This window comes from Streptomyces sp. ASQP_92 (genome assembly GCF_025399895.1).
Classification (GTDB): Bacteria; Actinomycetota; Actinomycetes; order Streptomycetales; family Streptomycetaceae; genus Streptomyces.
This window is the reverse complement of record NZ_JAODUA010000001.1, coordinates 860768-885423: the sequence shown is the minus strand read 5'-3', so window position 1 is coordinate 885423 and position 24656 is coordinate 860768. Positions and strand designations below refer to the sequence as shown.

Genomic DNA, 24656 nt, shown 5'->3' with positions numbered 1-24656 from the left:
CCGCCCCGCGCTTCAGCCCCGCGCCCGCGCCGTCGACCCCCGCACCACCAGCTCCGGCTGGAAGACGAACTCCGTTCGTTGGACGGGGGTTCCGGCGATTTCCTCCAGGAGGGCCGAGACCGCGGCCGCCGCCATCGCCTGGACCGGCTGGCGCACCGTGGTCAGGGGCGGGTCGGTGAAGGCGATGAGCTGGGAGTCGTCGAAGCCCACCACCGACACCTCGCCCGGCACCTCCAGACCGCGCTCGCGCGCGGCGCGCACCACCCCGAGCGCCATCATGTCGCTGGCGCAGACGATGCCGGTGCAGCCCTGGTCGAGCAGGGCGCCCGCCGCCACCTGCCCGCCCTCCACGCTGTAGAGGGTGGGCCGGATGTAGGCCGCGGCCTCCTGTTCGCGCAGCCCGAGCCGCTCCCCCAGCGCCGCCGTGAACCCCTCGGACTTGCGGCGCGAGGGCACGTACCGCAGCGGGCCGAGCGCCAGGCCGATCCGGGTGTGGCCGAGGTCGGCGAGGTGGCCCACCGCCATGCGCATCGCCGCGTGGTCGTCCGGCGACACGAACGGGCCCCGTATCGCCTCGTTGTAGCCGTTGACCAGGACGTAGGGCACGCCCCGTTCGGCCAGGGCCCGATAGCGGGCCGGGTCGGTGGAGGTGTCGGCGTGCAGCCCGGACAGGAACACGATGCCGTTGACACCGCGCTCCTCCAACTGCTCGACCAGCTCGTCCTCGGTTGCCCCGCCCGGGAGTTGGGTGCACAGGACCGGGGTGTAGCCGTGTCCCGCGAGCACCTGCTCCACCGCCTGGGCGAAGGCGGGGAAGATCGGGTTGGTCAGCTCCGGGGTGAGCAGGCCGATCAGGCCCTCACTGCGCCGGCGCAGCCGGGCCGGGCGCTCCCAGCCGAGCACGTCGAGCGCCGCGAGCACCCGCTGGCGGGTGGCGTCGGCGACGCCGGGCTTGGCGTTGAGCACCCTGCTGACGGTGGCCTCGCTGACGGCGGCCTGGGCCGCTATGTCCGCGAGGCGCGGCCCGGCCGGCTGCGCGGCATGGCTCACACCGTCCACCACACCGTGGTGTCGCCGGGCAGCTCGAACCGGTCGCCGTCCACCGTGAAGGGGCCGCTGGCCAGCAGGGACCGGCCGGGCACCAGCAGCGACACCAGGCGGCCCGTGAGGTTGACCGTGCACACGAAGCCGTCGCGGGCGAAGGCGAGCACGCCCTCGGGCGCGTCCAGCCACCGCACGTCGGACCCGGCACCGAGGCCGGGGTGGGCGCGGCGGGTCGCGATGGCGCGGCGGTAGAGCTCCAGGGTGGAGTCCGGGTCGCCGCTCTGCGCCTCGATGCTGAGCTTGCCCCACGACTCGGGCTGCGGCAGCCAGCTTCCGCCGCTGCCGAAGCCGTAGGAGCTGCCCTCGACGGTCCACGGGATCGGGACGCGGCAGCCGTCGCGGAAGCCGTCCTGGCCCGCGGCGCGGAAGAACGACGGGTCCTGGCGCACCTCGTCGGGCAGGTCGGTGACGTCGGGCAGGCCGAGCTCCTCGCCCTGGTAGACGTAGGCCGATCCGGGCAGCGCCAGCATCAGAAGGGTGGCGGCGCGGGCCCGGCGCAGGCCGAGCTCGCGGTCGCCCGGGGTGCGCAACTGCGTGCCCAGGCCCTGCGGGTTGGCGAAGCGGGTGGCGTGCCGGGTGACGTCGTGATTGGACAGCACCCAGGTGGCGGGGGCGCCGACCGGGCGCATCGCGGCGAGCGACACGTCGATGACCTCGCGCAGCGCCGCCGCGTCCCAAGGGGCGCCCAGATACTGGAAGTTGAAGGCCTGGTGCAGCTCGTCGGGGCGCACGTAGTTGGCGGTCCGCTCGACCGTGGGGGTCCACGCCTCGGCGACGGCGATGCGCTCGCCGTCGTACTCGTCGAGGATGGTGCGCCAGGAGCGGTAGATCTCGTGCACGCCCTCCTGGTCGAAGAACGGCATGACGTCGTTGCCGAGCAGCTTGAGCTGGTCGTGGCCGCCGATGTCGGGCAGGCCCGGCGCCTTGACCAGGCCGTGGGCGACGTCGATGCGGAAGCCGTCCACGCCCATGTCGAGCCAGAAGCGCAGGATGGAGCGGAACTCGTCCGCGACCGCCGGGTGGCCCCAGTTGAGGTCCGGCTGCTCGGGGGCGAACAGATGCAGGTACCACTCGCCGTCCTGGGTGCGGGTCCAGGCGGGGCCGCCGAAGATGGACTCCCAGTCGTTGGGCGGCAGTTCACCGTCCGCGCCCTTGCCGGGGCGGAAGTGGTAGCGGGCCCGCAGCGGCGAGCCGGGGCCCTCGGCGAGGGCGCGCTTGAACCACTCGTGCTGGTCGGAGGAGTGGTTCGGCACGAGGTCGACGATGATGCGCAGACCGAGCTCGTGCGCGTCGCGGATCAGCGCGTCGGCGTCGTGCAGGGTGCCGAACATGGGGTCGATGGCCCGGTAGTCGGCGACGTCGTAGCCGGCGTCGGCCTGCGGGGAGGCGTAGAAGGGCGAGAGCCAGACGGCGTCGACGCCCAGGTCGCGCAGGTAGGGCAGCCGGGCGCGGACGCCTTCGAGGTCGCCCATCCCGTCGCCGTTGCCGTCGGCGAAGCTGCGCGGATAGACCTGGTAGATCACGGCGTCCCGCCACCACTGCGTACCGGTCTTCCCGGTGAGGCGGTCGGGGGCGGTGAAGTGCTGGGTCATGTCGTCCTTAGGGGTCTGGGGGCGGTCAACCCCCGAGCCTTTGCTGTGCGGGGCCGGGGCAGAACCCGGCTCAGCCCTTGGTCGCGCCCGCGGTCATGCCGGTGACCAGGTGCTTCTGCACCAGGTAGAAGACGGCGGAGACCGGGATCGCGATGAGTACGGCGGTGGCCGCCATGTAGTTCCACTGGGCGTCGTGCTGGCTGACGAAGCTGGAAAGTCCCACGGCGAGCGTGTACTTGCTGTCGTCGAGCATGAAGGTGGAGGCGAACGCCACCTCGCCCCACGCGGTGAGGCAGGTGTAGAAGGCGGCTACCGCGAGGCCCGGCCGGGCCAGCGGCAGGATCAGGCGGAAGAAGGTGCCGAACGGGGAGAGGCCGTCGACGCGGCCCGCCTCGTCGATCTCGATCGGGATGGTGTCGAAGTACCCCTTGAGCATCCACGCGCAGTACGGCACCGCGGTGGAGCAGTACACGAGGATCAGGCCGCCGTAGGTGTCGATGAGGCCGAGGTCGCCGAGGATCTGGTACATCGGCACGATCAGCACGGCGATCGGGAACATCTGGGTGACGAGCAGCACCCACATCAGCTTCTTGTAGCCGGGAAACCGCATTCGGGAGACGGCGTAGCCGGTGGTCGCCGCGAACATCACGCCGATGACGCAGGTCAGGAGGGCGACCAGGGCGGTGTTGCCGAGCCAGGTGAAGAACTTGGTGTGCTCGGTGACGAACGCGTAGTTGGAGAAGGACAGCTTGGACCAGATGCGGCCCGGGTGCAGATAGTCGTCCTTGTCCGGCCCGAGCGAGACGAAGACGAGCCACACGATCGGGAAGAGGGCGACGAGACTGGCGAGGCACAGCGCGAGGTGCGACAGGACGGCGGTGCGGCGCCGGCCGTGATCCCGGGAGACGGCCTTGGTGGTCATGGGGGCATCAGACCTGTTCATTGCGGGCCAGCCAGCGACGGTAGACGGAGGAGAAGACGATGAGGATGGAGAGCAGCAGCACGCCGTAGGTGGCGGACTGGGCGAAGTCGCGGGGCTGCTGTCCGAAGCCGAGCCGGTAGGCCCAGGTGACGAGGATCTGGGCGTCGGGGGCGCCGCCGTTGCCGAAGAGCAGGTAGATGATCACGAACTGGTTGAACGTCCAGATGATGCCGAGCAGGACCACCGTGGCGCTGACCGGGCGCAGGCCCGGCAGGGTGACGTGACGGAAGCGCTGCCAGGAGCTCGCGCCGTCCATCTCGGCGGCCTCGTACAACTCGGCGGGGATCGTCTGGAGGCCGCCGAGCAGCGAGACCATCATGAAGGGGACGCCGACCCAGGTGTTGACGAGGATCGCGGCGAGCTGCTGGAAGTGCGGCTGCTCCAGCCATTCGGGCTGCGGCAGGTGGAGCGTGCCGAGCACGGTGTTGACGATGCCGGAGTCGCTGAGCATCAGGCGCCAGGAGAAGACGGTGACGAAGCTGGGCACCGCCCAGGGCAGGATCAGCATCATCCGGTAGAAGGTGCGCCCACGCAGCTTCTGGTTGAGCAGCAGGGCGAGCGCGAGGCCGATGGTGTAGTGCAGGGCCACACAGGCGACGGTCCACACCACCGTCCAGATGAAGTGCGACCAGAACCGGTCCCAGGCGGTCGGCCCCCACAGGATGTCCGCGTAGTTGTGCATCCCGACGAACTCATAGGTCGCCGCGATGTGGTTGGCGCCGATGGTGCGCGCCGAGTTGAGGCTGTTGGCGTCGGTGAGCGTGTAGTAGAAGCCCTGGACGAGCGGATAGAGCACCAGGACGCCGAGCACGACGACGATCGGCGCGACCATCGCGTACGCGTACCAGTGCTTCTGCCAGGACCGCCTGAGGCGCTCCAGCGGCCCCCGGCGCGCGTTCGACGCGCTCTTCGGGGCCGCGCCATCGACGGCAACGGTCATCTCGACACCTTTTCCGGGAAGTTCGGCGGACGTGCGTGCCGCCGGGCCGTCCCCCGGGGGGAACGGCCCGGCGGCGGGGCTCACTTGGTGAAGCCGGGGACCAGCTTGGCCATGTCCTGCTCAAGGCTCTTGGTGGCGTCGGCGACGGACTGCTTGCCGTCGGCGACCTTCGGCAGGGTGGTGTCCATCGGGGTCCACAGCGAGCTGTACTCGGGCAGCTCGGGCCGCGGCCGCGCGGAGGGCAGCACGCCCTGGAAGCCGGCGATGCCCGGGTCGGCCTTGACCTGGGTGGTGTAGGCGTCCTCGCGGGTGGGCAGCGTGGAGTTCTTCAGGGCGATGGACTCCTGGCTCTTGGCCGAGGTCATGAAGTTCACGAACTTCATCGCGGCGGCCGCGTGCGCCTTGTCGGAACCCGCGTACACGGACAGGTTGTGGCCGCCGGTCGGGGCGCCGGCCTTGCCCGCGGACCCGGCCGGGACGGTGGCGATGCCGAGGTTGGCCTTGTCCTTGAACGCGGAGCCCTTGTAGAAGTTGGTGATCTCCCACGGGCCCTGGACGATCGCCGCGACCTTGCCGTTCACGAAGGCGTCCTGGATGTGGGCGTACGCGTCGGCGGTGACGTCCGCCTTGTGCAGGCCGGGCCCGTCGAACAGGCCCTTCCAGGTCTCAAGTCCCTTGACGGCGGGCGCACTTGCGATGGTGACCTTCTTGGCCGCGGCGTCCACGGTGTCGGTGCCCTCGCCGTACAGGAAGGGCTGCGCGTAGTAGCCGGCGGTGGAGTTCCAGAAGCCGTCGACGCCGGCCTTCTCCTTGACCAGGGCGGCGTCCGCCTTCAGCTCTTCCCAGGTGGCGGGGGCCTTGGTGATGCCGGCCTTGGCGAACAGGGCCTTGTTGTAGACCAGGGCGAGGGTGTCGGTGACCAGCGGGACACCGTAGGTCTTGCCCTCGAACTGGGCCTGCTTGATCAGGTTGGGCTGGAACTTCGCCTGGTCGGTGAGGGCCTCGGTGCCGTCGAGCGGCAGGAAGTAGCCCTTCTTCGCGAAGGCCGGGGTCCAGCCGACCTCGGCGCGCAGCACGTCCGGGGCGCCCTTGGCGCCGGCGGCGGTGTCGAACTTGTTCTGCGCCTGGTCGAAGGGGACGTTGACGTACTTGACCTTGATCGTCGGGTTCGCCTTCTCGAACTCCGTGACCAGCGCCTGGTACGTGGGGGCCTCGTTCGTGGCGTTCGAGGTGTCCCACCAGGTGATGGTGACGGGGCCGTCCGCCTTGCCGCCGTCACTGTCGCCGCCGCCGCAGGCCGTCGCCGCGAGAGCGAGGGTCGCCGCGAGCGCGGTGGCCGCTATGCCACGTCGCATCTGAACTCCTTCACTGGGTGCCGTTCCATCACGGCGCCGGATCGCCAGGAACGTAACAAGGATGAAAGGCGACCGAAAGACCTTGCGGAGAATTTCTGCAAGCCCGGCTGATCGTTACATCAGCGTGTCCGCACGGTTGCCGTTGTGCGCCTTGTCAAAGCCGGTATGACTGATCCACGGGCACCCGAACAGCATCTGCAAGAGTCCCGCAAGGTCTTGCAGGACGGTTACTTTTCGGGGCCCAGCGGCGTTGATCCCGCAGACACAGGTTTTCGAGAGGGACCCCCCATGACGCAGGAGCTCGCGACGGCCGCCGTCGCCCAGGTGTCCACCCGGCCCACGACGGGCTGGTGGCGGGACGCGGTGATCTACCAGGTGTACGTGCGCTCCTTCGCGGACGGCGACGGCGACGGCATCGGCGACCTGGCCGGCATCCGGGCCCGGCTGCCCCATCTGCGGGACCTCGGCGCGGACGCGGTCTGGCTCACCCCCTTCTACCTCTCCCCGCAGGCCGACGGCGGCTACGACGTGGCGGACTACCGGACGGTGGACCCGCTCTTCGGCTCCCTGTCCGACGCGGACGACCTGGTGCGCGAGGCCCACCGCCTGGGCCTGCGGGTCATCGTCGACATCGTCCCCAACCACACCTCCGACCAGCACCCCTGGTTCCGTGCCGCGCTGGCCGGCGGCCCCGAGCGCGAGCGCTACCACTTCCACCGTGGCAAGGGCGCCGACGGCGGGCTCCCGCCCAACGACTGGGAGTCGGTGTTCGGCGGCCCCGCCTGGACGCGGGTCCCCGACGGCGACTGGTATCTGCATCTGTTCGCCCCCGAACAGCCCGACCTGGACTGGGAGCACCCGGCGGTGCGCGCCGAGTTCGACTCCGTCCTCCGCTTCTGGCTCGACCTCGGCGTGGACGGCTTCCGCGTCGACGTGGCCCACGGCATGGTCAAGGCCCCGGGCCTGCCGGACATCGGGGCGAGCGAGCAGGCCAAGCTCATCGGCAACCAGGTGCTCCCCTTCTTCGACCAGGACGGCGTCCACGAGATCCACCGCGCCTGGCGCACCCTGCTCGACGGCTACGACGGCGAGCGCATCGCGGTCGCCGAGGCCTGGGCCCCCTCCCCCGAGCGCCTGGCCCTGTACGTACGCCCCGACGAACTGCACCAGGCCTTCAACTTCCAGTTCCTGACGTGCGATTGGGACGCCGAGCGGATGCGCGCCACCGTCGACGCCTCGCTCGCCGCGACCGGCGCGGTCGGCGCCCCCACCACCTGGGTCCTCTCCAACCACGACGTCGTACGCCATGTGACCCGCTACGGCGGCGGCGAACAGGGCCTGCGCCGGGCCCGCGCCGCGGCCCTGTTCACCCTGGCGCTGCCCGGTTCCGCCTACCTCTACCAGGGGGAGGAGCTCGGCCTGCCCGAGGTCACCGAGCTGCCCGACGCGGTGCGCCAGGACCCGGCCTTCCACCGCGCGTCCGGCCAGGACGGCTTCCGCGACGGCTGCCGCGTCCCGATCCCGTGGACCACGGACGGCCCCTCGTACGGGTTCGGCGAGGGGGCGTCCTGGCTGCCGCAGCCCGACTCCTGGCGCGGGCTCAGCGTCGCCGCCCAGAGCGGCGACCCGCACTCCACCCTGGAGCTCTACCGCTCGGCCCTCGCCCTGCGCCGCGAACTGCCGGGCCTCGGCGACGGCACGATGACCTGGCTCCCGGCCCCCGAGGGGGTGCTCGCCTTCGCGCGGCCCGGCTTCGTCTGCACCGTGAACACCCTGGACCACGCGGTCCAACTGCCGCTCCAGGGACGCCCGTTGCTCACCAGCGCGGACGTCGAGTTCGGCTCGGAGCACGCCCTGCTGCCGGCCGAATCCGCGGTCTGGTGGGCAATCTGACGTGCGACCGGTACAGTCCAATCCCGTGACCGCACGGCTCGCCGACATCGCAGCCCAGGCGGGGGTCAGCGAAGCCACAGTCAGCCGCGTGCTCAACGGCAAGCCCGGTGTGGCCGCGGGCACCCGCGAATCCGTGCTGGCCGCACTCGACGTGCTGGGTTACGAACGGCCCGTACGGCTGCGTCGCCGCAGCGCCGGGCTCGTCGGCCTGATAACGCCGGAACTGGAAAACCCGATCTTCCCCGCCCTCGCCCAGGTCATCGGCCAGTCCCTGACCCGGCAGGGGTACACCCCGGTGCTCGCCACCCAGACCCCCGGCGGGTCCACCGAGGACGAGCTCACCGAGATGCTGGTGGACCGGGGCGTCTCCGGGATCATCTTCGTCTCCGGGCTGCACGCGGACACCACCGCCGACATGGAGCGCTACGAGCAGCTGCGCGCCCAGGACGTCCCGTACGTCCTGGTCGACGGGTTCTCGCCGAAGGTGCGGGCCCCCTTCATCTCGCCCGACGACCGCGCCGCGATGCGCCTCGCGGTCACCCACCTCGCGGCGCTCGGCCACACCCGGATCGGGCTCGCGGTCGGGCCCAAGCGCTTCGTGCCGGTGCTGCGCAAGATCGAGGGCTTCACCGCCGGTATGCAGGACCGGTTCGGGCTGAGCCTCGCCGAGGCCGAGTCACTGATCCAGCACTCCCTGTACACACTGGAGGGCGGCCAGGCGGCGGCCACCGCGCTGATCGCGCAGGGCTGCACCGCCGTGGTGTGCGCCAGCGACATGATGGCGCTCGGCGCGATCAGGGCCGCGCGCCAGGCGGGCCTCGATGTGCCCGGCGATGTCTCCGTGGTGGGCTTCGACGACTCTCCGTTGATAGCGTTCACCGATCCACCCCTCACCACGATCCGCAAGCCGGTGACGGCGATGGGCCAGGCCGCGGTCCGCGCCCTGCTCGAAGAGGTCGGCGGCACCCCGGCCCCGCACAGCGAGTTCATCTTCATGCCGGAACTGGTCGTGCGCGGTTCGACATCGGGTGTCCGGCCCCGGATCCGGCCCTGACCCTCACGGGGAAACCTCGTCCTTAGGGAGTACCAGGTGCGGAGCGAACCCGACCGGAGGATGATCGGCGGGGGATATGTGCGTCTGGCAGACTCTCCTCCTATGGGTGACATGACCGTGAAGACTCTGGAAGGCCGGACGGCCGCTCCAACCAATGAGCCGTCGGCCTCACCCACCAGCATCGAACCGGGACGAACCGGATTTTCCTCCCGGTTGCGTGGTGTGCGCGTGCCGCGCCGTCCGCGCATCTGGTTCGAAGTGCTTCTGATCGCGGTGAGTTACTGGGTGTACTCACTGGTCCGCAACGCGGTGCCCGAGCAGAAGACGCAGGCGCTCAAGAACGCCGACTGGATCTGGAGCGCCGAGCACCACCTCGGCATCGCGGTGGAGCAGTCGGTCAACCACGCCGTGAATTCGGTGACATGGCTCATCGTGGGCATGAACTACTACTACGCCACACTGCACTTCATCGTCACCATCGGTGTTCTGGTGTGGCTGTTCCGTAGTCACCCCGGCCGCTACGCGGCGTCACGCCTCGTACTCTTCGCGACGACGGGCGTGGCCCTGCTCGGCTACTACTTCGTCCCGCTCGCGCCGCCCCGCCTGATGAACGGCGGCGGCTTCATCGACACGGTCCTGGTGCACCACACCTGGGGCTCGATGGCCTCGGGCGACCTGAAGAACATGTCGAACCAGTACGCGGCGATGCCGTCCATGCACATCGGGTGGTCGACCTGGTGCGGCCTGACGATCTTCGCGCTCGCGTCGGCGCCGTGGGCGAAGATCCTGGGCCTGCTCTACCCCATGGCCACGCTGGTGGTGATCGTCTCCACGGCGAACCACTTCTGGCTGGACGCGGTGGGCGGCCTGCTCTGCCTGAGCTTCGGCATCCTGGTCTCCCGCACCTGGTACGGCGCCCTCCCCCACCACCTCCCGAAGCGTGTGCCCGGCCGCGCGGCGCCGGCCCGCACCGGCACCGCCCGCCCACCCGGCGCCTAAGCCCCCTGGGGCGAAGCCCAGCAACCCCGCTCCGGACCGGCTGGGGCGAAGCCCCGGCGCCCCCGGCTGCGGACTGTCCGTGGCTGGGGCGAAGCCCCGTCGTCCCCGCTGCGGACCGTGCGCGGCTGGGGCGAAGCCCCGGCGTCCCCCGGCTGCGGACCGTGCCCGCTTCTCGCGCAGTTCCCCGCGCCCCTGGGCGGCACCGGTGCCGGCCCGCCTCGGACACCTCAGCCTGTCCGGCGATTGAGGACGAGCGCCCTTCAGGCGCGAACGGGGTCTGGGGCGGAGCCCCAGGGGCTTTCGGCTGCGGACCGTGCCCGCTTCTCGCGCAGTTCCCCGCGCCCCTGGCGGGTCGGTGCGGGCCCGCCTCGGACACCTCAGCCCGTCCGGCGATTGAGGACGAGCGCCGTTCAGGCGCGATACGGGGTCTGGGGCGGAGCCCCGGGGAGGCATGGGGAGTTACAGGTGTGCCCCGTAGAACAGCTCCTCCACAACCCCCCGCGCCCTGCGCGTAAGGCGCCGGTAGTCCTCCAGCATGTCCCCGACATGCCCCGGCTCGTACCCCAGGTAACGGCCGACCGCCGCCAGCTCCCGCCCGTCGGAGGGAAAGGTGTCCCCGGCCCGGCCCCGCACCAGCATGACCCCGTTGCGCACCCGCGTCGCCAGCACCCACGCCTCGTCCAGTATCGAGGCGGCCTCGGCGTCGAGGAGCCCGGCGGCGTGCGCGGCGGCCAGCGCGGTCCTGGTCCGCGTCGTGCGCAGGCCCGGCAGCTCCCAGCCGTGCCGCATCTGGAGGAGCTGCACGGTCCACTCGACGTCCGAGAGGCCGCCGCGGCCCAGCTTGGTGTGCAGGGTGGGGTCGGCGCCCCGCGGCATCCGCTCGGACTCCATGCGCGCCTTGAGGCGGCGGATCTCGCGCACCGCATCGTCATTCAGGCCGCCCACCGGATACCGCAGCGGGTCGATCAGCTCGATGAAGCGGGCCCCGAGCTCCGCGTCGCCCGCCATCACCTCGGCGCGCAGCAGCGCCTGGCTCTCCCAGACCAGCGACCACCGCCGGTAGTACGCCTCGTAGGACCCCAGCGTGCGGGCCATCGGACCCGACTTCCCCTCCGGCCGCAGATCGGCGTCGATCAGCAACGGCGGGTCGGCGGTGGGCAGTTGGAGGAGGCGGCGCATCTCGGCGACGACGCGGCCCGCGGCCCGGGCCGCCTCCTGCTCGTCCACGCCCTCGCGGGGTTCGTGCACGAACAGGACGTCCGCGTCCGAGCCGTAGCTCAGCTCGTGCCCGCCGAAGCGGCCCATGCCGATGACGGTGAAACGGGTGGGCAGGGTCTCGCCCCACTCGGCCCGCACGGCGGCGCGCAGGGCGCCCGCGATGGTGGCCGCGTTCAGGTCGGTGACCGCGTTGCCGACCCGGTCCACCAGCGCGCCCGGGTCCTCCTCGGCGGGGCTGTCCTCGGTCCCGTAACTGCCGATGAGGTCGCCCGCGGCGGTGCGGAAGAGTTCGCGCCGGCGCACCCCCCGGGCGGCGGCGACCGCGCCCTCGGCGCTCTCGGCTCGGCCGACCGCGGCGAGTACCTCCTGCTCCAGATGGGCCCGGCCGCGCGGCACGAGGCCGTCCGGATCGCCCAGGATGGCCACGGCCTCGGGGGCGCGAAGCAGCAGGTCGGGGGCGAGCCGGCCGGCCGAGAGGACCCGGGCGAGGTTCTCGGCGGCGGCGCCCTCGTCGCGCAGCAGCCGCAGGTACCAGGGGGTCTTGCCGAGCGCGTCGGACACCTTGCGGAAGCCGAGGAGCCCGGCGTCCGGGTCGGCGGAGTCCGCGAACCAGCCGAGCAGGACCGGCAGCAGGGTGCGCTGGATGGCGGCCTTGCGGCTCACGCCCGAGGACAGCGCCTCCAGGTGGCGCAGGGCGGCCGCCGGGTCGGCGTAGCCGAGCGCTTCGAGGCGGTGGGCGGCCGCGCGGGCGCTGAGCCGGGTCTCCCCCGGCGCGAGCTGGGCGACCGCGTCCAGGAGCGGCCGGTAGAACAGCTTCTCGTGCAGCCGGCGCACCACCGAGGCGTGCCGCTTCCACTCCTTGTTGAGGCTGACGACGGGTTCGGTGCGCAGCCCCAGTGAGCGGCCCAGGCGGCGCAGATCGGCCTCGTCCTCGGGCACGAGATGGGTACGGCGCAGCCGGTAGAGCTGGATGCGGTGTTCCATGGCCCGCAGGAACCGGTAGGCCGCGTCGAGTTGGGCGGCGTCCGCCCGGCCCACGTAGCCACCGGCGGCGAGCGCGGCCAGCGCGTCCAGGGTGGTGCCGCTGTGCAGGGTGGCGTCGCTGCGCCCGTGCACCAACTGCAGGAGCTGGACGGCGAATTCTACGTCGCGGAGCCCACCGGGGCCGAGCTTGAGCTCGCGCTCCACCTGGGCGGCGGGGATGTTGTCGACGACCCGGCGCCGCATCTTCTGCACGTCGGCGACGAAGTTGTCCCGCTCGGCGGCCTGCCACACCAGGGGGGAGACGGCCTCGACATAGGCCCGGCCGAGCTCCGGGTCGCCCGCGACGGGCCGGGCCTTGAGCAGCGCCTGGAACTCCCAGGTCTTGGCCCAGCGCTGGTAGTAGGCGAGGTGGCTGGAGAGCGTCCGCACCAGGGGGCCGTTGCGGCCCTCGGGGCGCAGATTGGCGTCGACGGGCCAGATCACGCCCTCGACGGTGGTCTCGGAGCAGATCCGCATGAGGTGGGCGGCGAGCCGGCCCGCGGCCTGCATCGCCTTGCCCTCGTCGAAGCCGTCGGCGGGCTCGGCCACGAAGATCACGTCGACGTCGGAGACGTAGTTGAGCTCATGGCCGCCGCACTTGCCCATCGCGATCACCGCGAGCCGGCACTGGGCGGCGTCGGCGGGGGCCTCGGCGCGGGCGATGGCGAGCGCGGCGCGCAGGGTGGCGGTGGCGAGGTCGGCGAGCTCGGCGGCGGCCTCGGCCACGTCGGTGGTTCCGCACACGTCGCGGGCGGCTATGGCCAGCAGGCAGCGCCGGTAGGCGATGCGCAGCGACACCGGGTCGGTGGCGCCGGCCAGGCCCCGCTCGAACTCGGCGACCCCGGGATGGAGATCGGCCGCCTCATAGGTGACCAGGGCGTGCCAGTCGTGCGGGTGGCGCGCGAGGTGGTCGCCGAGCGCCTCCGAGGCGCCGAGCACCCCGAGCAGCCGGTCCCGCAGCGGCTTCGCGGTGGCCAGGGTGTCCAGGAGGGCGCGCCGCTCGTCGGCGTCCTGCGCCTCCACCACCCGGACGAGTCCGAGGAGGGCCAGATCGGGGTCGGCGGTGGCGCCCAGCGCGTCCAGCAGCACCGGGTCGTCGCGTACGGGCCCGAGCTCGGGGGTCTCCAGGAGCCGCTCGGCGGCCGAGGGGTCGGTGAAGCCATGCCGCAGCAGCCGTGTGAAGGTACTGCTCCTGCGCCCCGGCACCGTCATCTGGCCGCCTCTCACCTCGTACGTACGCCCGCGCGCCCGGCCGGGGGTCGCCGCAGCCGGCCCACCCGATCAAGACCCGGATTCCGAGCCTAGCCGCAGTGGGGCCGCCGGGCCCTGGGGAGGTCCGGGACCTTCGGCTCGAAAGCGACCCCGGGCCGCCCGCTGCCCCAGCGTGACGCCGTCCTCACTGTCGGCGAGATGCCGGGAGGCCACCCCTGAACCGGCCGCCGTTCCGGCCCAGTTCACGACCCGTAGGTCGGACTTGTGCGGATATAGCGGCAATTCGGGGTGATCAAGACCACATGATTTGCCCAGCCGTCCAAATGAACCGCATTCTTGGACCTTTCGTCTTCCTAGCCGATCAGGTTCCGACCGCAACTGATCGAGCACTCACGACCGGGCTCGGCGAGGACGTGCTCTCACGCACCGACCGGCCGCCCAGGCCGCCCGTACCGAAAGACCGCACCCATGAAGTCCAGGCTGCCGCTGCGCTCCGCGCTGCTCTCCCGCCGTGGCGCCGTCGCCGGCGCCACGCTCGCCGCCGTCCTCATCTCGGGCGGTGTCTTCGCCGAACTCGCCATGTCCGACACCGAGGGTCCCAGCCTCCCCGAGGGCCACGCCGTGGCCACGCCCGCGATGGCGGCCTCGGGCCCGGTGCGGCCCCTGGACGGCTCGGTCATGCAGATCATGGCCCACCCGGACGACGACCTGTTCTTCATGAACCCGGACACCGGCCAGTCGCTGCGCTCGGGCCGCCCCATCACCTCGGTGTACGTCACCGCGGGCGAGGCGGACGGCGTGAACTCACCGCCGCTGAAGAAGGGCGCGCCCCGGCCCCCCTCCGACCGCGCCAAGTACGCCGAGGCCCGCCAGAACGGCATACGCGGGGCGTACGCGCAGATGGCGACCGGCGACCGGTCGGGCACCTGGTCCCGTACCGCGATACCCACCGCCGGCGGCGGCACCGCCGAGGTGGACACCCTCGACGGCCACCCCGGCGTCCGTCTGGTCTGGCTGCAACTGCGCGAGTCCGAGACGATCCTCGGCAACCAGCCGCACAGCCTGCGCGGCCTGTGGAACGGCCAGACCGGCGCGCTCGACTCCCAGCTGTCCTCCGGCACCCCGGCCCACCCCTTCAGCTACACCAAGGACCAGGTCGTCAAGACGCTCGCCGGGCTGATGGAGACGTTCCGCCCGACGCATGTGCGCACCCTCGACCCGACGCCCGGCCGGGACGGCAGGCCGCAGAAGATCATCGACCACCAGGACCACATCTTCAGCGCCCGCTTCGCCCAGGCCGCCCTCAGGGAGTACGCCGACTCCCCCCACCACCCGGACTTCAGCGTCCAGACCTACTACGGCTACAACACCAGCCACCTGCCGCACACCTTCGCCAAGCCGGCCACCGACGCCAAGGCCGACATCGTCAAGACGTACGCCTGGACGAACGCGAAGGACAACTACTGCGCCAGCACGGCCGGTTGCGGCGACCGCAAGGTCGCGCCCCACCCGCACGGCAACAACTGGGCCGAGTCGGTCCGCTACAGCCGCACCAACTCCACGTCCTGGCTCCAGACCGCCAAGGACGGCAGCCTGTGGGCGTTCGGCGTGCTCAACCAGCGGCTCGCCGCCTGGCACAAGGCGCCCGGCGCCGACGGCACCTGGGGCAGGCCGCTGGTGGTGCCCGGCGAGGGCATGGACCCCGGCGTGAGCTCCGTGCGGCTGGCGGACGGCCGGCTCGCGGTGTTCGGCACCCGCACCCTCTTCGGCGCGGATCTCGGCGACTACCGCCGCGAGGTGGTGGCCACCGTGCAGACGGCGTCCGGCACGTTCACCCCCTGGCAGTCGCTCGCCGCGCCCGTGCGCAGCGGCAGCGACGGTGTCTTCGACATGTCCACCCCGACGGCCGCGGTGGACGGCTCCGGCCGGCTCACCGTGTTCCTGCGCGGCGGCGACCGCCGGCTGTACAGCACGAGCGGAACGCCGGACGGCACCTGGACCCCGTGGGCCGGTCTCGGCGGCACCGACCTGATCGGCGACCCGGCGGCGGTCACCGACGGCGCCGGCCGCGTCCACGTCTTCTCCAGCACCCCGCGGACGATGTCGACGTGGGCACAGCCGGAACCCGGCGCCCCGATGCCCGCGAGCGCCACGGCCACCGGGCTCCCCCCGAACACGACGGGCGTGTCCGCCCGCGCGGACGGCGACGGAGTGCGCGTGTACTACCGCCAGGCCGACTCGGGCAACGTCCGCTGCGTCCTGTTCGACGGCGTGACCCCGTCCGCCCCCGCCGACCTCGGCGACACCTCCGGCTACGGCATGGTCGGCGTGGCGGGCCCGCTCGTCACGGGCCGTACCGCCTCCGGCGCGCTCGCCGGCCTGGAGCCGGGCGCGGTGGCCCCGGCCTGGAAGGCGGACACCGGCATCCTGTTCACCGGAGCGCCCTCCGCGGTGCAGAACGGCGACAGCGCGGTAGCGGCCGCGATCGGCCTGGACGGCCGCCTGTACTGGACCCGCACCGCGGGCACCGACGGCCCGGCCACGCCTTGGCGGGCGGCCGCGAACTGACGCAGCCCAGGGCCTGCCCGTCTCAGCGCGCCAGCGTCTTCTCGCGCTCGGTGGCGGCCGTCGGCACGGGTGCGGGCGCGGCCACCCGCACCGGAGGGACCAGCCACCGCGGAAGGCGCGGCTCCACCAGGGGCCGCAGCACCGCCCGCACCGGCGGTGTCGAGAGCAGCACGACCACCGCGACGGCGGCGGCGCTCAGCACCAGCGTGCCCGCCGGCCCCGCCTGCCGTAGCACCCGGAAGACGCCGCAGTACTCGGCGACGCGGAGCACGATCCCGTGGAGCAGATACGGATAGAGGGTGACGGCGCCGAACGCGGTGATCCAGGTTCTGCGGCCCGGCACCAGCGCCAGGAACGACGCCACAAGGAGCGCGGACACGGTGAGCAGCGCCAGCCTGAGCAGCAGGTACTGCCCGAGCGAGACGTGCAGGAGCGTGTTGTCGGCGTCGCTGGAGAGCCAGTCGTCGTTCGGGTCCGGGGAGAGCCGGTAGGCGAGCCCGAAGGCACCGGCGAAGACGGGCACCGCGAGCGTGCGGGCCGTGCGGGTGCGCAGCCTGGCGAAGTGCTCGGGCCGCAGCCGCAGGCCCAGGACGAAGAACGGCAGGAACATCAGGACCCGGGGCATCGCCATGTCCCCGCTGATCCGGGTGGTGCCCGCGGCGAAGGAGATGACGAGCGAGATGGGCACCGCGAACCGCAGCGCGTTCCAGATCGGGGTGGAGAGCCGCCAGACGAACAGGGCGAGCAGGAACCAGCAGAGATAGGTGGGTGCGACCGGGGTGATCTCCAGGTCCGAGCCCCGGCACCAGTGGTACACGAAGCTGTAGACGGTCTCGAAGATCAGGTACGGCAGCAGTACCCCGGTGAGCAGCCGGCGGATCTGGTCGGGCCGGCCGGTGAAGCTGCGGGAGAAGTAGCCGCACAGCAGGATGAAGGCCGGCATGTGGAAGCCGTAGACCAGGTTGTGCACGGCTCTGAGGACCGGCGTGTGCGGCGTGATCACCTGCTCCCAGCTGTGGCCGAGCGCCACCAGGACGATCAGCAGGAACTTGGCGTTGTCGAAGAACGGACTGCGGTCAGGGGTTCGGGGGCTGCCGGGACCGGGAGGCTGGGTGGCGCTGGTCATTCACCCCAACGTAGGGGACGGTGTGCGTTTCCCGCAGCCGCCACCGCCATGGGCACGCGACGTTCCCCGGGTCTTCACCCACTTCCACCTTCCCGGTTGACATGAACACCCCTACTCTCTGGGCATTCCGTCCCCCACCCCGGAGGTAGCCGTGTTCGGCGAGCCCAGACCGCGCCGCACCCGCACCGCCCTGCTGTCCGCCCTAGGCCTCGCGGCCGCGTCCGCGGGCCTGTGGGCCGGCCTCGGCCAGGCGTCCTTCGCCCAGGCCGCCACGACCGTGCCCACCCCCGACCACGTCGTGGTCGTGGTCTTCGAGAACCACGCCTACAACCAGGTCATCGGCAGTTCGAGCGCCCCCTACATCAACTCGCTGAAGTCGGGCGGCGCCAGCCTCTCGGCCTCCTACGCCGAGACCCACCCCAGCCAGCCGAACTACTACGCGCTGTTCTCCGGCTCGACGCAGGGCATCACCGACGACAGCTGTGTGACCCCCGGCTTCTCCTCCGCGCCCAACCTCGCCTCCGAGCTGATCGCCGCGGGCAAGACCTGGGCGAGCTACAACGAGACGCTGCCCAGCCAGGGCTCCACCACGTGCACCAGCGGCAAGTACGCGCAGAAGCACAACCCCTGGTTCGGCTTCTCGAACGTGCCCACCTCGTCGGCGTACACCTTCACCCAGTTCCCCACCGACTACAGCAAGCTGCCCCAGGTCTCGTTCGTCACGCCGAACCTGTGCAGCGACATGCACGACTGCTCGGTGTCCTCGGGCGACACCTGGCTGAAGAACAAGCTGGGCGCGTACGCGACCTGGGCCAAGACCCACAACAGCCTGCTCGTCGTCACCTTCGACGAGGACAACAGGCTCTCCGGCAACAAGATCCCCACCGTCCTGTACGGCCAGCAGGTGACGCCGGGCTCCTCGTCCTCGACGACGTACAACCACTACAACCTGCTGCGCACCCTCGAGGACATGTACGGCACCGCGCACGCCGGGCAGGCCGCCAGCTCCACCGACATCACGGGGATCTGGGCCAACTGACGTGTACGTAGCGGACAGTCGCGGCACCCCCGCCGCTCCCGCGGAAGCCGCCCGGACCGGTTCCGGGCGGCGTTCGGCCATCGCCCCCACCGTGTTCGCGCTGGGCACCGTCAGCCTCATCACGGACGTCTCCTCGGAGATGGTCACCGCCGTGCTGCCGCTGTATCTGGTGACGGGCCTGGGCCTGTCCCCGCTCGGCTTCGGCCTGCTCGACGGCGTGTACAACGGCTTCAGCGCACTCGTCCGCCTCGCCGGCGGCCACCTCGCCGACCGGGGCGGCCGCCACAAGACGGTCGCCGTGCTCGGCTACGGGCTCTCCGCGCTGTGCAAACCCCTTCTCCTGGTGGCCGGTTCGCTGCCGCTGATCGGCGCGGTGCTCGCCGCCGACCGCACCGGCAAGGGGCTGCGCACCGCCCCGCGTGACGCCCTGATCTCCCTCGCGTCCGATCCGCGGTCGCGCGGCCGGGCCTTCGGTGTGCACCGGGCGATGGACACGGCGGGCGCCCTGCTCGGACCGCTCACCGCGTTCCTGATTTTGCGTCAGGCGGCGGACGGCTATGACGCGGTGTTCACGGTCAGCTTCTGCGTGGCCGCGGTCGGCGTCCTGGTCCTGCTCCTGTTCGTCCCCTCCCGGCCCCCCGCGACCGCGCTTCCCCAGGACGCCCCGCGCGCCTCCCTCAAGGCGGCCCTGGCCCTCTTGCGCGTCCGGTCGATACGCCAATTGACCCTGGCCGCGCTGCTGTTGGGGCTGGCCACGGTCAGCGACTCCTTCGTCTACCTCCTGCTCCAGCACCGGCTCGGCGTCCCCGACCGCTGGTTCGCGCTGCTCCCCCTCGGCACGGCCGCCGCCTTCCTGCTCCTGGCCGTACCTCTGGGGCGGCTCGCCGACCGGCTGGGCCGCCGGCGCGTGTTCCTCGGCGGGCACGTGGGCCTGCTGCTTGCGTACGCCCTGCTCCTGACCGGCTGGCAGAGCCCGGCCCTTCCCTTCCTCACGCTGGCCCTGCACGGCGGGTTCTACGCGGCGACCGACGGCGTCCTGATGGCGGCAGCCGCCGGACACGTCCCGGCCGAACTCCGCTCCTCCGGGCTGGCGTTGATCCAGACCGGCCAGGCGCTCGCCCGGTTCGTCTGCTCGATCGCGTTCGGCGCGGCCTGGACCGCGTGGGGCGACCGTACGGCGCTCGGCACCGCGACGGCCGTCCTGGCCGGATGCGCGGTGGGCGCGTTCCTGCTCCGCCCCTCGGCCTCCGAGAGCCCCGAGGACCCCCAGGACCCCCAGGACCCCGAGAAGACGACGCGGCCCGGGACCCGGACTCCACCCGAGACCATCACACGACCCGAGAAGAAGGCCCGACCGTGACGCTCCGCGGCAAGATCCTGGTCCTCGTGGCGGCCCTGGCGGTCCTGGCCGCGGTCGCCGCCGCGTCCGTGCTGCACGCGGCGGACCGCGAGGACCAGAAGAACCGGCCGCGGTCCGACGGCCCCCGCGTGACGGAGGGAACGGTGTCGTTGCGGTCCAGCCCCGGGCCCAGAATCGTGTTCCGCAGCATGGCCTGGGGCCCGCACCGCGACGAGCTGGCCTCGGTCCCGGCCGCCGACCCGGCGGGGCCGCGCACCGCCTCGGGCGTGAAATGCCTGCGCTTCTACGCGGCGGCCGGCACCGGCATCTGCCTCCAGGCCGAGCACGGCACGATGACGGACTCCTACCGCGCGGTGGTCCTGGACGACCGGCTCAAGGAGCGGGCCCACTACGCCCTGCCCGGCATCCCGACCCGGGCCCGGGTCTCGCCGAACGGACGCTGGGTGGCCTGGACGGTGTTCGTGGGCGGCGACTCGTACGCGGGCACCAACTTCTCCACCCGCACCGCCGTGCTCGACACGAGGAGCGGCCAACTCACCGCGTCTCTGGAGGACTTCACGGCGTATCTGGACGGGTCGCGACACCACGCCGCCGACACCAACTTCTGGGGCGTCACCTTCGCCGGCGACGACCGGCACTTCTACGCGACGATGGCGACCGGCGGCCACACCTATCTGGTGCGGGGCGACCTCGCGGCGCGCACGGTGACCTCCCTGCACACCAACGTCGAGTGCCCCTCGCTCTCCCCCGACGGCACCCGCGTCGTCTACAAGAAGCGGGTGCCGGGCCTGCCCGCCGACGCGCCCTGGCGGCTGTACGCGCTCGATCTGGCGACGATGACGGAAACCGCCCTCGCGGAGCCGCGCAGCGTCGACGACCAGGCGGTCTGGCAGGACGACCACACCGTCGCCTACGCCCTGGCCGGCGACTACGGAACCGACCTGTACACGGTCCCGGCCGACGGCACGGGAAAGCCCCGCCGCCTCCTTACGGCGGGGCTGGCCCCGGCCTATCTGCCCTGAGACGGGCCGGCGCCCCGAGACGGGCGGGCCTGGTAGGGGCCGGGCGCCCCGCGGGCGGGCTGGCCCCTGCCCGGAGCGGGGCGCTACTCCCAGGGCCCTACTCCTTGTGGGCGCGGTAGAAGTCCCGCTCCATCTCGCGGGCCTCGACCATGACGTGCAGCCGCCGGCCCTCGACCGCCGTCACATGCTTGCGGGCGATCTCCAGGACGGTCCCGCTCAGCTCCTCGACCGCCTCCGGGGTGCGCCCGGAGAGGATCGCGACCTGGATGAAGACGGCGTCGAGGTCGTCCTCGCCGGCTCCGAAGTACGACTCCTCGATGCGCCGGAACCGGGTCTTGAAGGCCTCGGTGGAGGCGTTGATCGGGGCGGGTGCGGCCTCGTGGACCTCACGGGCGAAGGCCCGCCGGTCGAACGTGGCGGCGAGGCCCTCGGAGTATTCGACGGTGACGAACGGCATGACCAATTCCCTTGTTCTGCCCGGGGGTTGAGTTCTACCTGGGGGTCGAGTGCTACCTGGGGGTCGAGTGCTACCTGGAAGGTGGACGGGTGGACGGGTGGACGGGGGGACGGGTGGACGGTTCAACCGGAGGACTTACGGGCGGCATAGTGGCGGGCGGCCCGCACCCGGTTGCCGCACTTGGTGGTGCACCAGCGGCGGGCGGCGTGGGAGCGCAGGAACCAGCGGGTGCAGCCCGGCGCGCCGCAGGGTGCGAGCCGGCCGGCGTCGTCCCCGGTGAGCAGTTCGGCCCCGTCCTCGGCGAGCGCGCACAGGGCGGCGCCGACGGGGTTCGCGGTGTCGGGCTCGTCGGCGCGGTGCGGCTCCCGCCCGGTCCACACGAGGCGGGGCGTCGGGGGCGCGGCGGCCAGGGCCGCGTTCAGCGTCTCCAGAGCGGACCGAGCGGGCACGGCGCCCTCCGCCCGCGCGGCGAACAGCTCCCGCAGCGCCTCGCGCAGCACCCTCGCCCGCCCCGCCTGACGTCCACTCAGAACCGTTCGGTCCGGCAGCAGTTCATGCCGTACGAGCCACAGGCGCGCGGCGTCCGTGTCCTCCAGGAGGTCGACCTGGCCATGGCTGAGCGCGAACCGGGTGTTCACCAGGGCGAGGGAGAGGAAGCGTTCCTCGCCGGGGACCGGCTGCTGGTGGAGGTAGTGGGGCGCGTCGTGTTCCACGCCTCTCATGCTAACGCTTGCCGTTATCCGTGAGAAGCCCTACCGTCACCTAACGGAAAAAGAAGCATGCAGACGTGAGAGAAGGGGCGGCCGGAACATGAGCACGCACACGGCGGAGCGGCGCCGGGGAACGACGGGCATCGACGTGGAGCGGGTGCGCGAGGACTTCCCGATCCTCGGCCGGACGCTCGACAGCGGGGCGCGCCTGATCTATCTGGACTCGGGCGCCACCACCCAGCGGCCGCTCCAAGTCCTGGACGCGGAACGGGACTTCTCCCTGCACCACAACGCGGCCGTGCACCGCGGCGCCCACCAGTTGTCGGTCGAGGCGACCGACGCGTACGAGGGGGCGCGCGCCACGATCGCCTCCTTCGTCGGCGCGGCGCCCGACGAGATCGTCTTCACCAAGAACGCCACCGAGGGCATCAACCTGGTGGCGTACGGGCTCGGCAACGCGGGCCGGGTCGGGCCGGGCGACACGATCGTGGTGACCGAGATGGAGCACCACGCCAACCTGGTGCCCTGGCAGCAGCTCGCCGAGCGGACCGGCGCAACCCTCACCTGGTTCGGCCTGACCGATGACGGCCGGCTCGACCTGGACCGCCTGGACGAGCTGGTGAACGAGTCGACGAAGGTCGTGGCACTGACCCACCAGTCGAACGTCCTGGGCACCCTCAACCCCGTCCGCACCATCGCGGACCGGGCGCACGCGGTGGGCGCGGTCGTGGTGGTGGACGGCGCCCAGTCGGTGCCGCACCGCCCGGTGGACGTGGGCGGGTTGGGCGCGGACTTCCTGGCCTTCTCGGGCCACAAGATGCTGGGCCCGAGCGGCGTCGGCGTCCTGTGGGGCCGGGCCGCACTCCTCGCGGAGCTGCCCCCGTTCCTGACGGGCGGTTCGATGATCGAGGTGGTGGAGATGACGCACTCGACGTTCCTGCCGCCGCCCCAGCGCTTCGAGGCCGGCGTCCCGATGACCTCCCAGGCGGTGGGCCTCGCGGCGGCGGTGGACTACCTGGAGGCGCTGGGCATGCGGGAGGTGGCGGCCCACGAACAGGCCCTGACCGCCCTGGCCCTGAACCTCCTGGACGAGATCCCCGGGGTGCGGATCATCGGCCCCGGGAACGTCCCGGACCGGGGCTCGGCGGTGTCGTTCGTGGTGGACGGCATCCACCCCCACGACGTGGGCCAGGTCCTGGACGACCGGGGCATAGCCGTCCGCACCGGCCACCACTGCGCCCGCCCCCTGGCCCGCCGCTACGGCGTACCGGCCACGACGAGGGCGAGCTTCTACGTCTACACCACCGAGGCGGAGATCCACGCGCTGGCGCAGGGGGTGCGGGCGGCCCAGAAGCACTTCGCGTGACGGCCGGGCCCCTTCGGCAGGACGGGGGCCCCTGCCGAAGGGGCCCCCGGCAGGGCGGGCCCTCGGGAGACGGCCCTTACAACACCGGCAGATTCTTCCGCAGCTCGAAGGCGGTGACCTCGGACCGGTACTCCTCCCACTCCTGCTTCTTGTTGCGCAGGAAGAAGTCGAAGACGTGCTCGCCCAGGGTTTCGGCGACGAGTTCGCTGCGTTCCATCAGGGTGATCGCCTCGCCCAGGTTCTGCGGGAGGGGTTCGATGCCCATGGCTCGGCGTTCGGCGTCGGTGAGGGCCCAGACGTCGTCGTCGGCGCCCGCGGGGAGTTCGTAGCCCTCTTCGATGCCCTTGAGGCCGGCCGCGAGGAGGAGGGCGTAGGCGAGGTAGGGGTTGCAGCCCGAGTCGAGGCTGCGGACCTCGATGCGGGAGGAGCCGGTCTTGCCGGGCTTGTACATGGGGACGCGGATGAGGGCCGAGCGGTTGTTGTGGCCCCAGCAGATGTACGAGGGCGCCTCGCCGCCGGCGCCCGCCGTGCGCTCCGAGCCGCCCCAGATGCGCTTGTAGGAGTTGACCCACTGGTTGGTGACCGCGGCGATCTCGGCGGCGTGCTTCAGGAGGCCCGCGATGAAGGAGCGGCCCACCTTGGACAGTTGGTACTCGGCACCGGACTCGTAGAACGCGTTCCGGTCGCCCTCGAAGAGGGAGAGGTGAGTGTGCATGCCCGAGCCCGGGTACTCCGAGAACGGCTTCGGCATGAAGGTGGCCTGCACGCCCTGTTCCAGGGCCACCTGCTTCATGACCAGGCGGAAGGTCATGATGTTGTCGGCCGTGGACAGCGCGTCCGCGTACCGCAGGTCGATCTCCTGCTGGCCCGGCGCGCCCTCGTGGTGGCTGAACTCGACCGAGATGCCCATGGATTCGAGCATCGTGATGGCCTGGCGGCGGAAGTCCATGCCGACGTTCTGCGGGGTGTGGTCGAAGTAGCCGGAGTTGTCCGCCGGGACGGGGCGGGTGCCGTCGAGCGGCTTGTCCTTCAGGAGGAAGAACTCGATCTCGGGGTGCGTGTAGAAGGTGAACCCGAGGTCGGAGGTCTTGGCCAGGATGCGCTTGAGGACGAAGCGCGGGTCCGCGAAGGACGGGGAGCCGTCGGGCATCCGGATGTCGCAGAACATCCGGGCCGTGCCGGGGGCCTCCGCGCGCCAGGGCAGGATCTGGAAGGTGGACGGGTCCGGGCGGGCGATCATGTCGGACTCGTAGACGCGCGCGAAGCCCTCGATCGCCGAGCCGTCGAAGCCGATCCCCTCGTCGAAGGCCTGCTCCAGCTCGGCCGGGGCGACCGCCACCGACTTCAAGAAGCCCAGCACATCGGTGAACCACAGGCGCACGAACCGGATGTCGCGCTCCTCGAGAGTCCGGAGCACGAACTCCTGCTGCTTGTCCATAGCCACATCCTTGCAGTTCAGACGGCCTGTGCACCGCTACCCGTCGGGAGAGGGGACGGCGGGGGAATCCTCAGTATCGAGGCGCGGGATTACCTCCACATTACGCACCCGGTATGACGTGCGGCACGTCCATCCCGTCGTCGTCGCCGACGCGGCCCGCACAGGGGCGCCGAATGCCCGGTCCCTCGCATCGCGTCC

Annotated in this window: 18 protein-coding genes; 8 read left to right on the top strand and 10 right to left on the bottom strand. The window is 71.7% G+C overall.

The annotated features are described in order from the left end of the window. Positions 1-12: 12 nt before the first annotated feature. The 5 genes from N4G70_RS03860 to N4G70_RS03840 form a co-directional block, all read right to left on the bottom strand. Positions 13-1062, bottom strand: coding sequence for a LacI family DNA-binding transcriptional regulator (locus tag N4G70_RS03860; RefSeq protein WP_399034000.1), 1050 nt, complete (start codon positions 1060-1062; stop codon positions 13-15). After that, positions 1047-2696 carry a glycoside hydrolase family 13 protein gene (locus N4G70_RS03855; RefSeq protein WP_261710926.1) on the bottom strand — a complete coding sequence of 550 codons (1650 nt, stop codon included), beginning with the start codon at positions 2694-2696 and terminating at the stop codon, positions 1047-1049. The genes N4G70_RS03860 and N4G70_RS03855 overlap by 16 nt, the downstream gene beginning before the upstream one ends. Before the next feature lie 70 nt (positions 2697-2766). After that, the gene (locus N4G70_RS03850) at positions 2767-3618 is read right to left on the bottom strand and encodes a sugar ABC transporter permease (RefSeq protein WP_261710925.1); all 852 of its coding nucleotides are present in this window, start codon (positions 3616-3618) and stop codon (positions 2767-2769) included. Between the two features lie 7 nt (positions 3619-3625). Further along, a complete protein-coding gene (locus tag N4G70_RS03845) occupies positions 3626-4618 on the bottom strand; it encodes a carbohydrate ABC transporter permease (RefSeq protein WP_261710924.1) in 993 nt (330 codons plus the stop codon). A gap of 80 nt (positions 4619-4698) precedes the next feature. Further along, entirely contained in the window at positions 4699-5973 is a 1275-nt protein-coding gene (locus N4G70_RS03840) for an extracellular solute-binding protein (protein WP_261710923.1), read from the bottom strand. A 288-nt stretch (positions 5974-6261) separates the two neighbouring features. Between N4G70_RS03840 and N4G70_RS03835 the strand changes: the two genes are divergently transcribed. From N4G70_RS03835 to N4G70_RS03825, 3 genes are all read left to right on the top strand, one after another. Then, entirely contained in the window at positions 6262-7866 is a 1605-nt protein-coding gene (locus N4G70_RS03835) for a glycoside hydrolase family 13 protein (RefSeq protein WP_261710922.1), read from the top strand. Positions 7867-7891: 25 nt separating this feature from the next. After that, positions 7892-8920, top strand: coding sequence for a LacI family DNA-binding transcriptional regulator (locus N4G70_RS03830; RefSeq protein WP_261710921.1), 1029 nt, complete (start codon positions 7892-7894; stop codon positions 8918-8920). A 102-nt stretch (positions 8921-9022) separates the two neighbouring features. Next, positions 9023-9919 carry a phosphatase PAP2 family protein gene (locus N4G70_RS03825; RefSeq protein ID WP_261710920.1) on the top strand — a complete coding sequence of 299 codons (897 nt, stop codon included), beginning with the start codon at positions 9023-9025 and terminating at the stop codon, positions 9917-9919. Between the two features lie 459 nt (positions 9920-10378). Here N4G70_RS03825 and N4G70_RS03820 read toward each other — a convergent pair whose 3' ends face one another. Then, positions 10379-13372 (bottom strand): bifunctional [glutamine synthetase] adenylyltransferase/[glutamine synthetase]-adenylyl-L-tyrosine phosphorylase, encoded by a 2994-nt coding sequence (locus N4G70_RS03820; protein ID WP_261710919.1) that lies wholly within the window; start codon positions 13370-13372, stop codon positions 10379-10381. Between the two features lie 468 nt (positions 13373-13840). On the opposite strand from N4G70_RS03820, the gene N4G70_RS03815 reads away from it, so the two are divergent. Then, positions 13841-15940: a PIG-L family deacetylase gene (locus tag N4G70_RS03815; RefSeq protein ID WP_261710918.1), complete on the top strand. Its 2100-nt coding sequence runs from the start codon at positions 13841-13843 to the stop codon at positions 15938-15940. 22 nt (positions 15941-15962) lie between these two features. On the opposite strand, the gene N4G70_RS03810 is transcribed toward N4G70_RS03815, so the two are convergent. Then, the gene (locus N4G70_RS03810) at positions 15963-17066 is read right to left on the bottom strand and encodes an acyltransferase family protein (protein WP_261710917.1); all 1104 of its coding nucleotides are present in this window, start codon (positions 17064-17066) and stop codon (positions 15963-15965) included. 151 nt (positions 17067-17217) lie between these two features. Between N4G70_RS03810 and N4G70_RS03805 the strand changes: the two genes are divergently transcribed. From N4G70_RS03805 to N4G70_RS03795, 3 genes are read left to right on the top strand one after another with little or no spacing between them, the layout of a single operon-like run. Next, on the top strand, positions 17218-18105 hold the full coding sequence (locus N4G70_RS03805) for an alkaline phosphatase family protein (protein WP_261710916.1): 888 nt from the start codon (positions 17218-17220) through the stop codon (positions 18103-18105). 1 nt (position 18106) lies between these two features. After that, complete coding sequence (locus N4G70_RS03800; RefSeq protein WP_261710915.1) at positions 18107-19465, top strand: MFS transporter; 1359 nt, start codon at positions 18107-18109, stop codon at positions 19463-19465. Then, positions 19462-20487 carry a TolB-like translocation protein gene (locus N4G70_RS03795; RefSeq protein ID WP_261710914.1) on the top strand — a complete coding sequence of 342 codons (1026 nt, stop codon included), beginning with the start codon at positions 19462-19464 and terminating at the stop codon, positions 20485-20487. Before N4G70_RS03800 ends, N4G70_RS03795 begins: the two co-directional genes overlap by 4 nt. A gap of 97 nt (positions 20488-20584) precedes the next feature. Here N4G70_RS03795 and N4G70_RS03790 read toward each other — a convergent pair whose 3' ends face one another. Beyond that, positions 20585-20944 (bottom strand): 5-carboxymethyl-2-hydroxymuconate Delta-isomerase, encoded by a 360-nt coding sequence (locus N4G70_RS03790; RefSeq protein WP_261710913.1) that lies wholly within the window; start codon positions 20942-20944, stop codon positions 20585-20587. Between the two features lie 122 nt (positions 20945-21066). After that, positions 21067-21666 (bottom strand): ABATE domain-containing protein, encoded by a 600-nt coding sequence (locus tag N4G70_RS03785; RefSeq protein WP_261710912.1) that lies wholly within the window; start codon positions 21664-21666, stop codon positions 21067-21069. Between the two features lie 88 nt (positions 21667-21754). Here N4G70_RS03785 and N4G70_RS03780 point away from each other — a divergent pair, with 88 nt between their 5' ends. Then, a complete protein-coding gene (locus tag N4G70_RS03780; protein WP_261710911.1) occupies positions 21755-23020 on the top strand; it encodes a SufS family cysteine desulfurase in 1266 nt (421 codons plus the stop codon). A 76-nt stretch (positions 23021-23096) separates the two neighbouring features. Here N4G70_RS03780 and N4G70_RS03775 read toward each other — a convergent pair whose 3' ends face one another. Then, complete coding sequence (locus N4G70_RS03775; protein ID WP_114035578.1) at positions 23097-24458, bottom strand: glutamine synthetase family protein; 1362 nt, start codon at positions 24456-24458, stop codon at positions 23097-23099. Positions 24459-24656 lie beyond the last annotated feature (198 nt).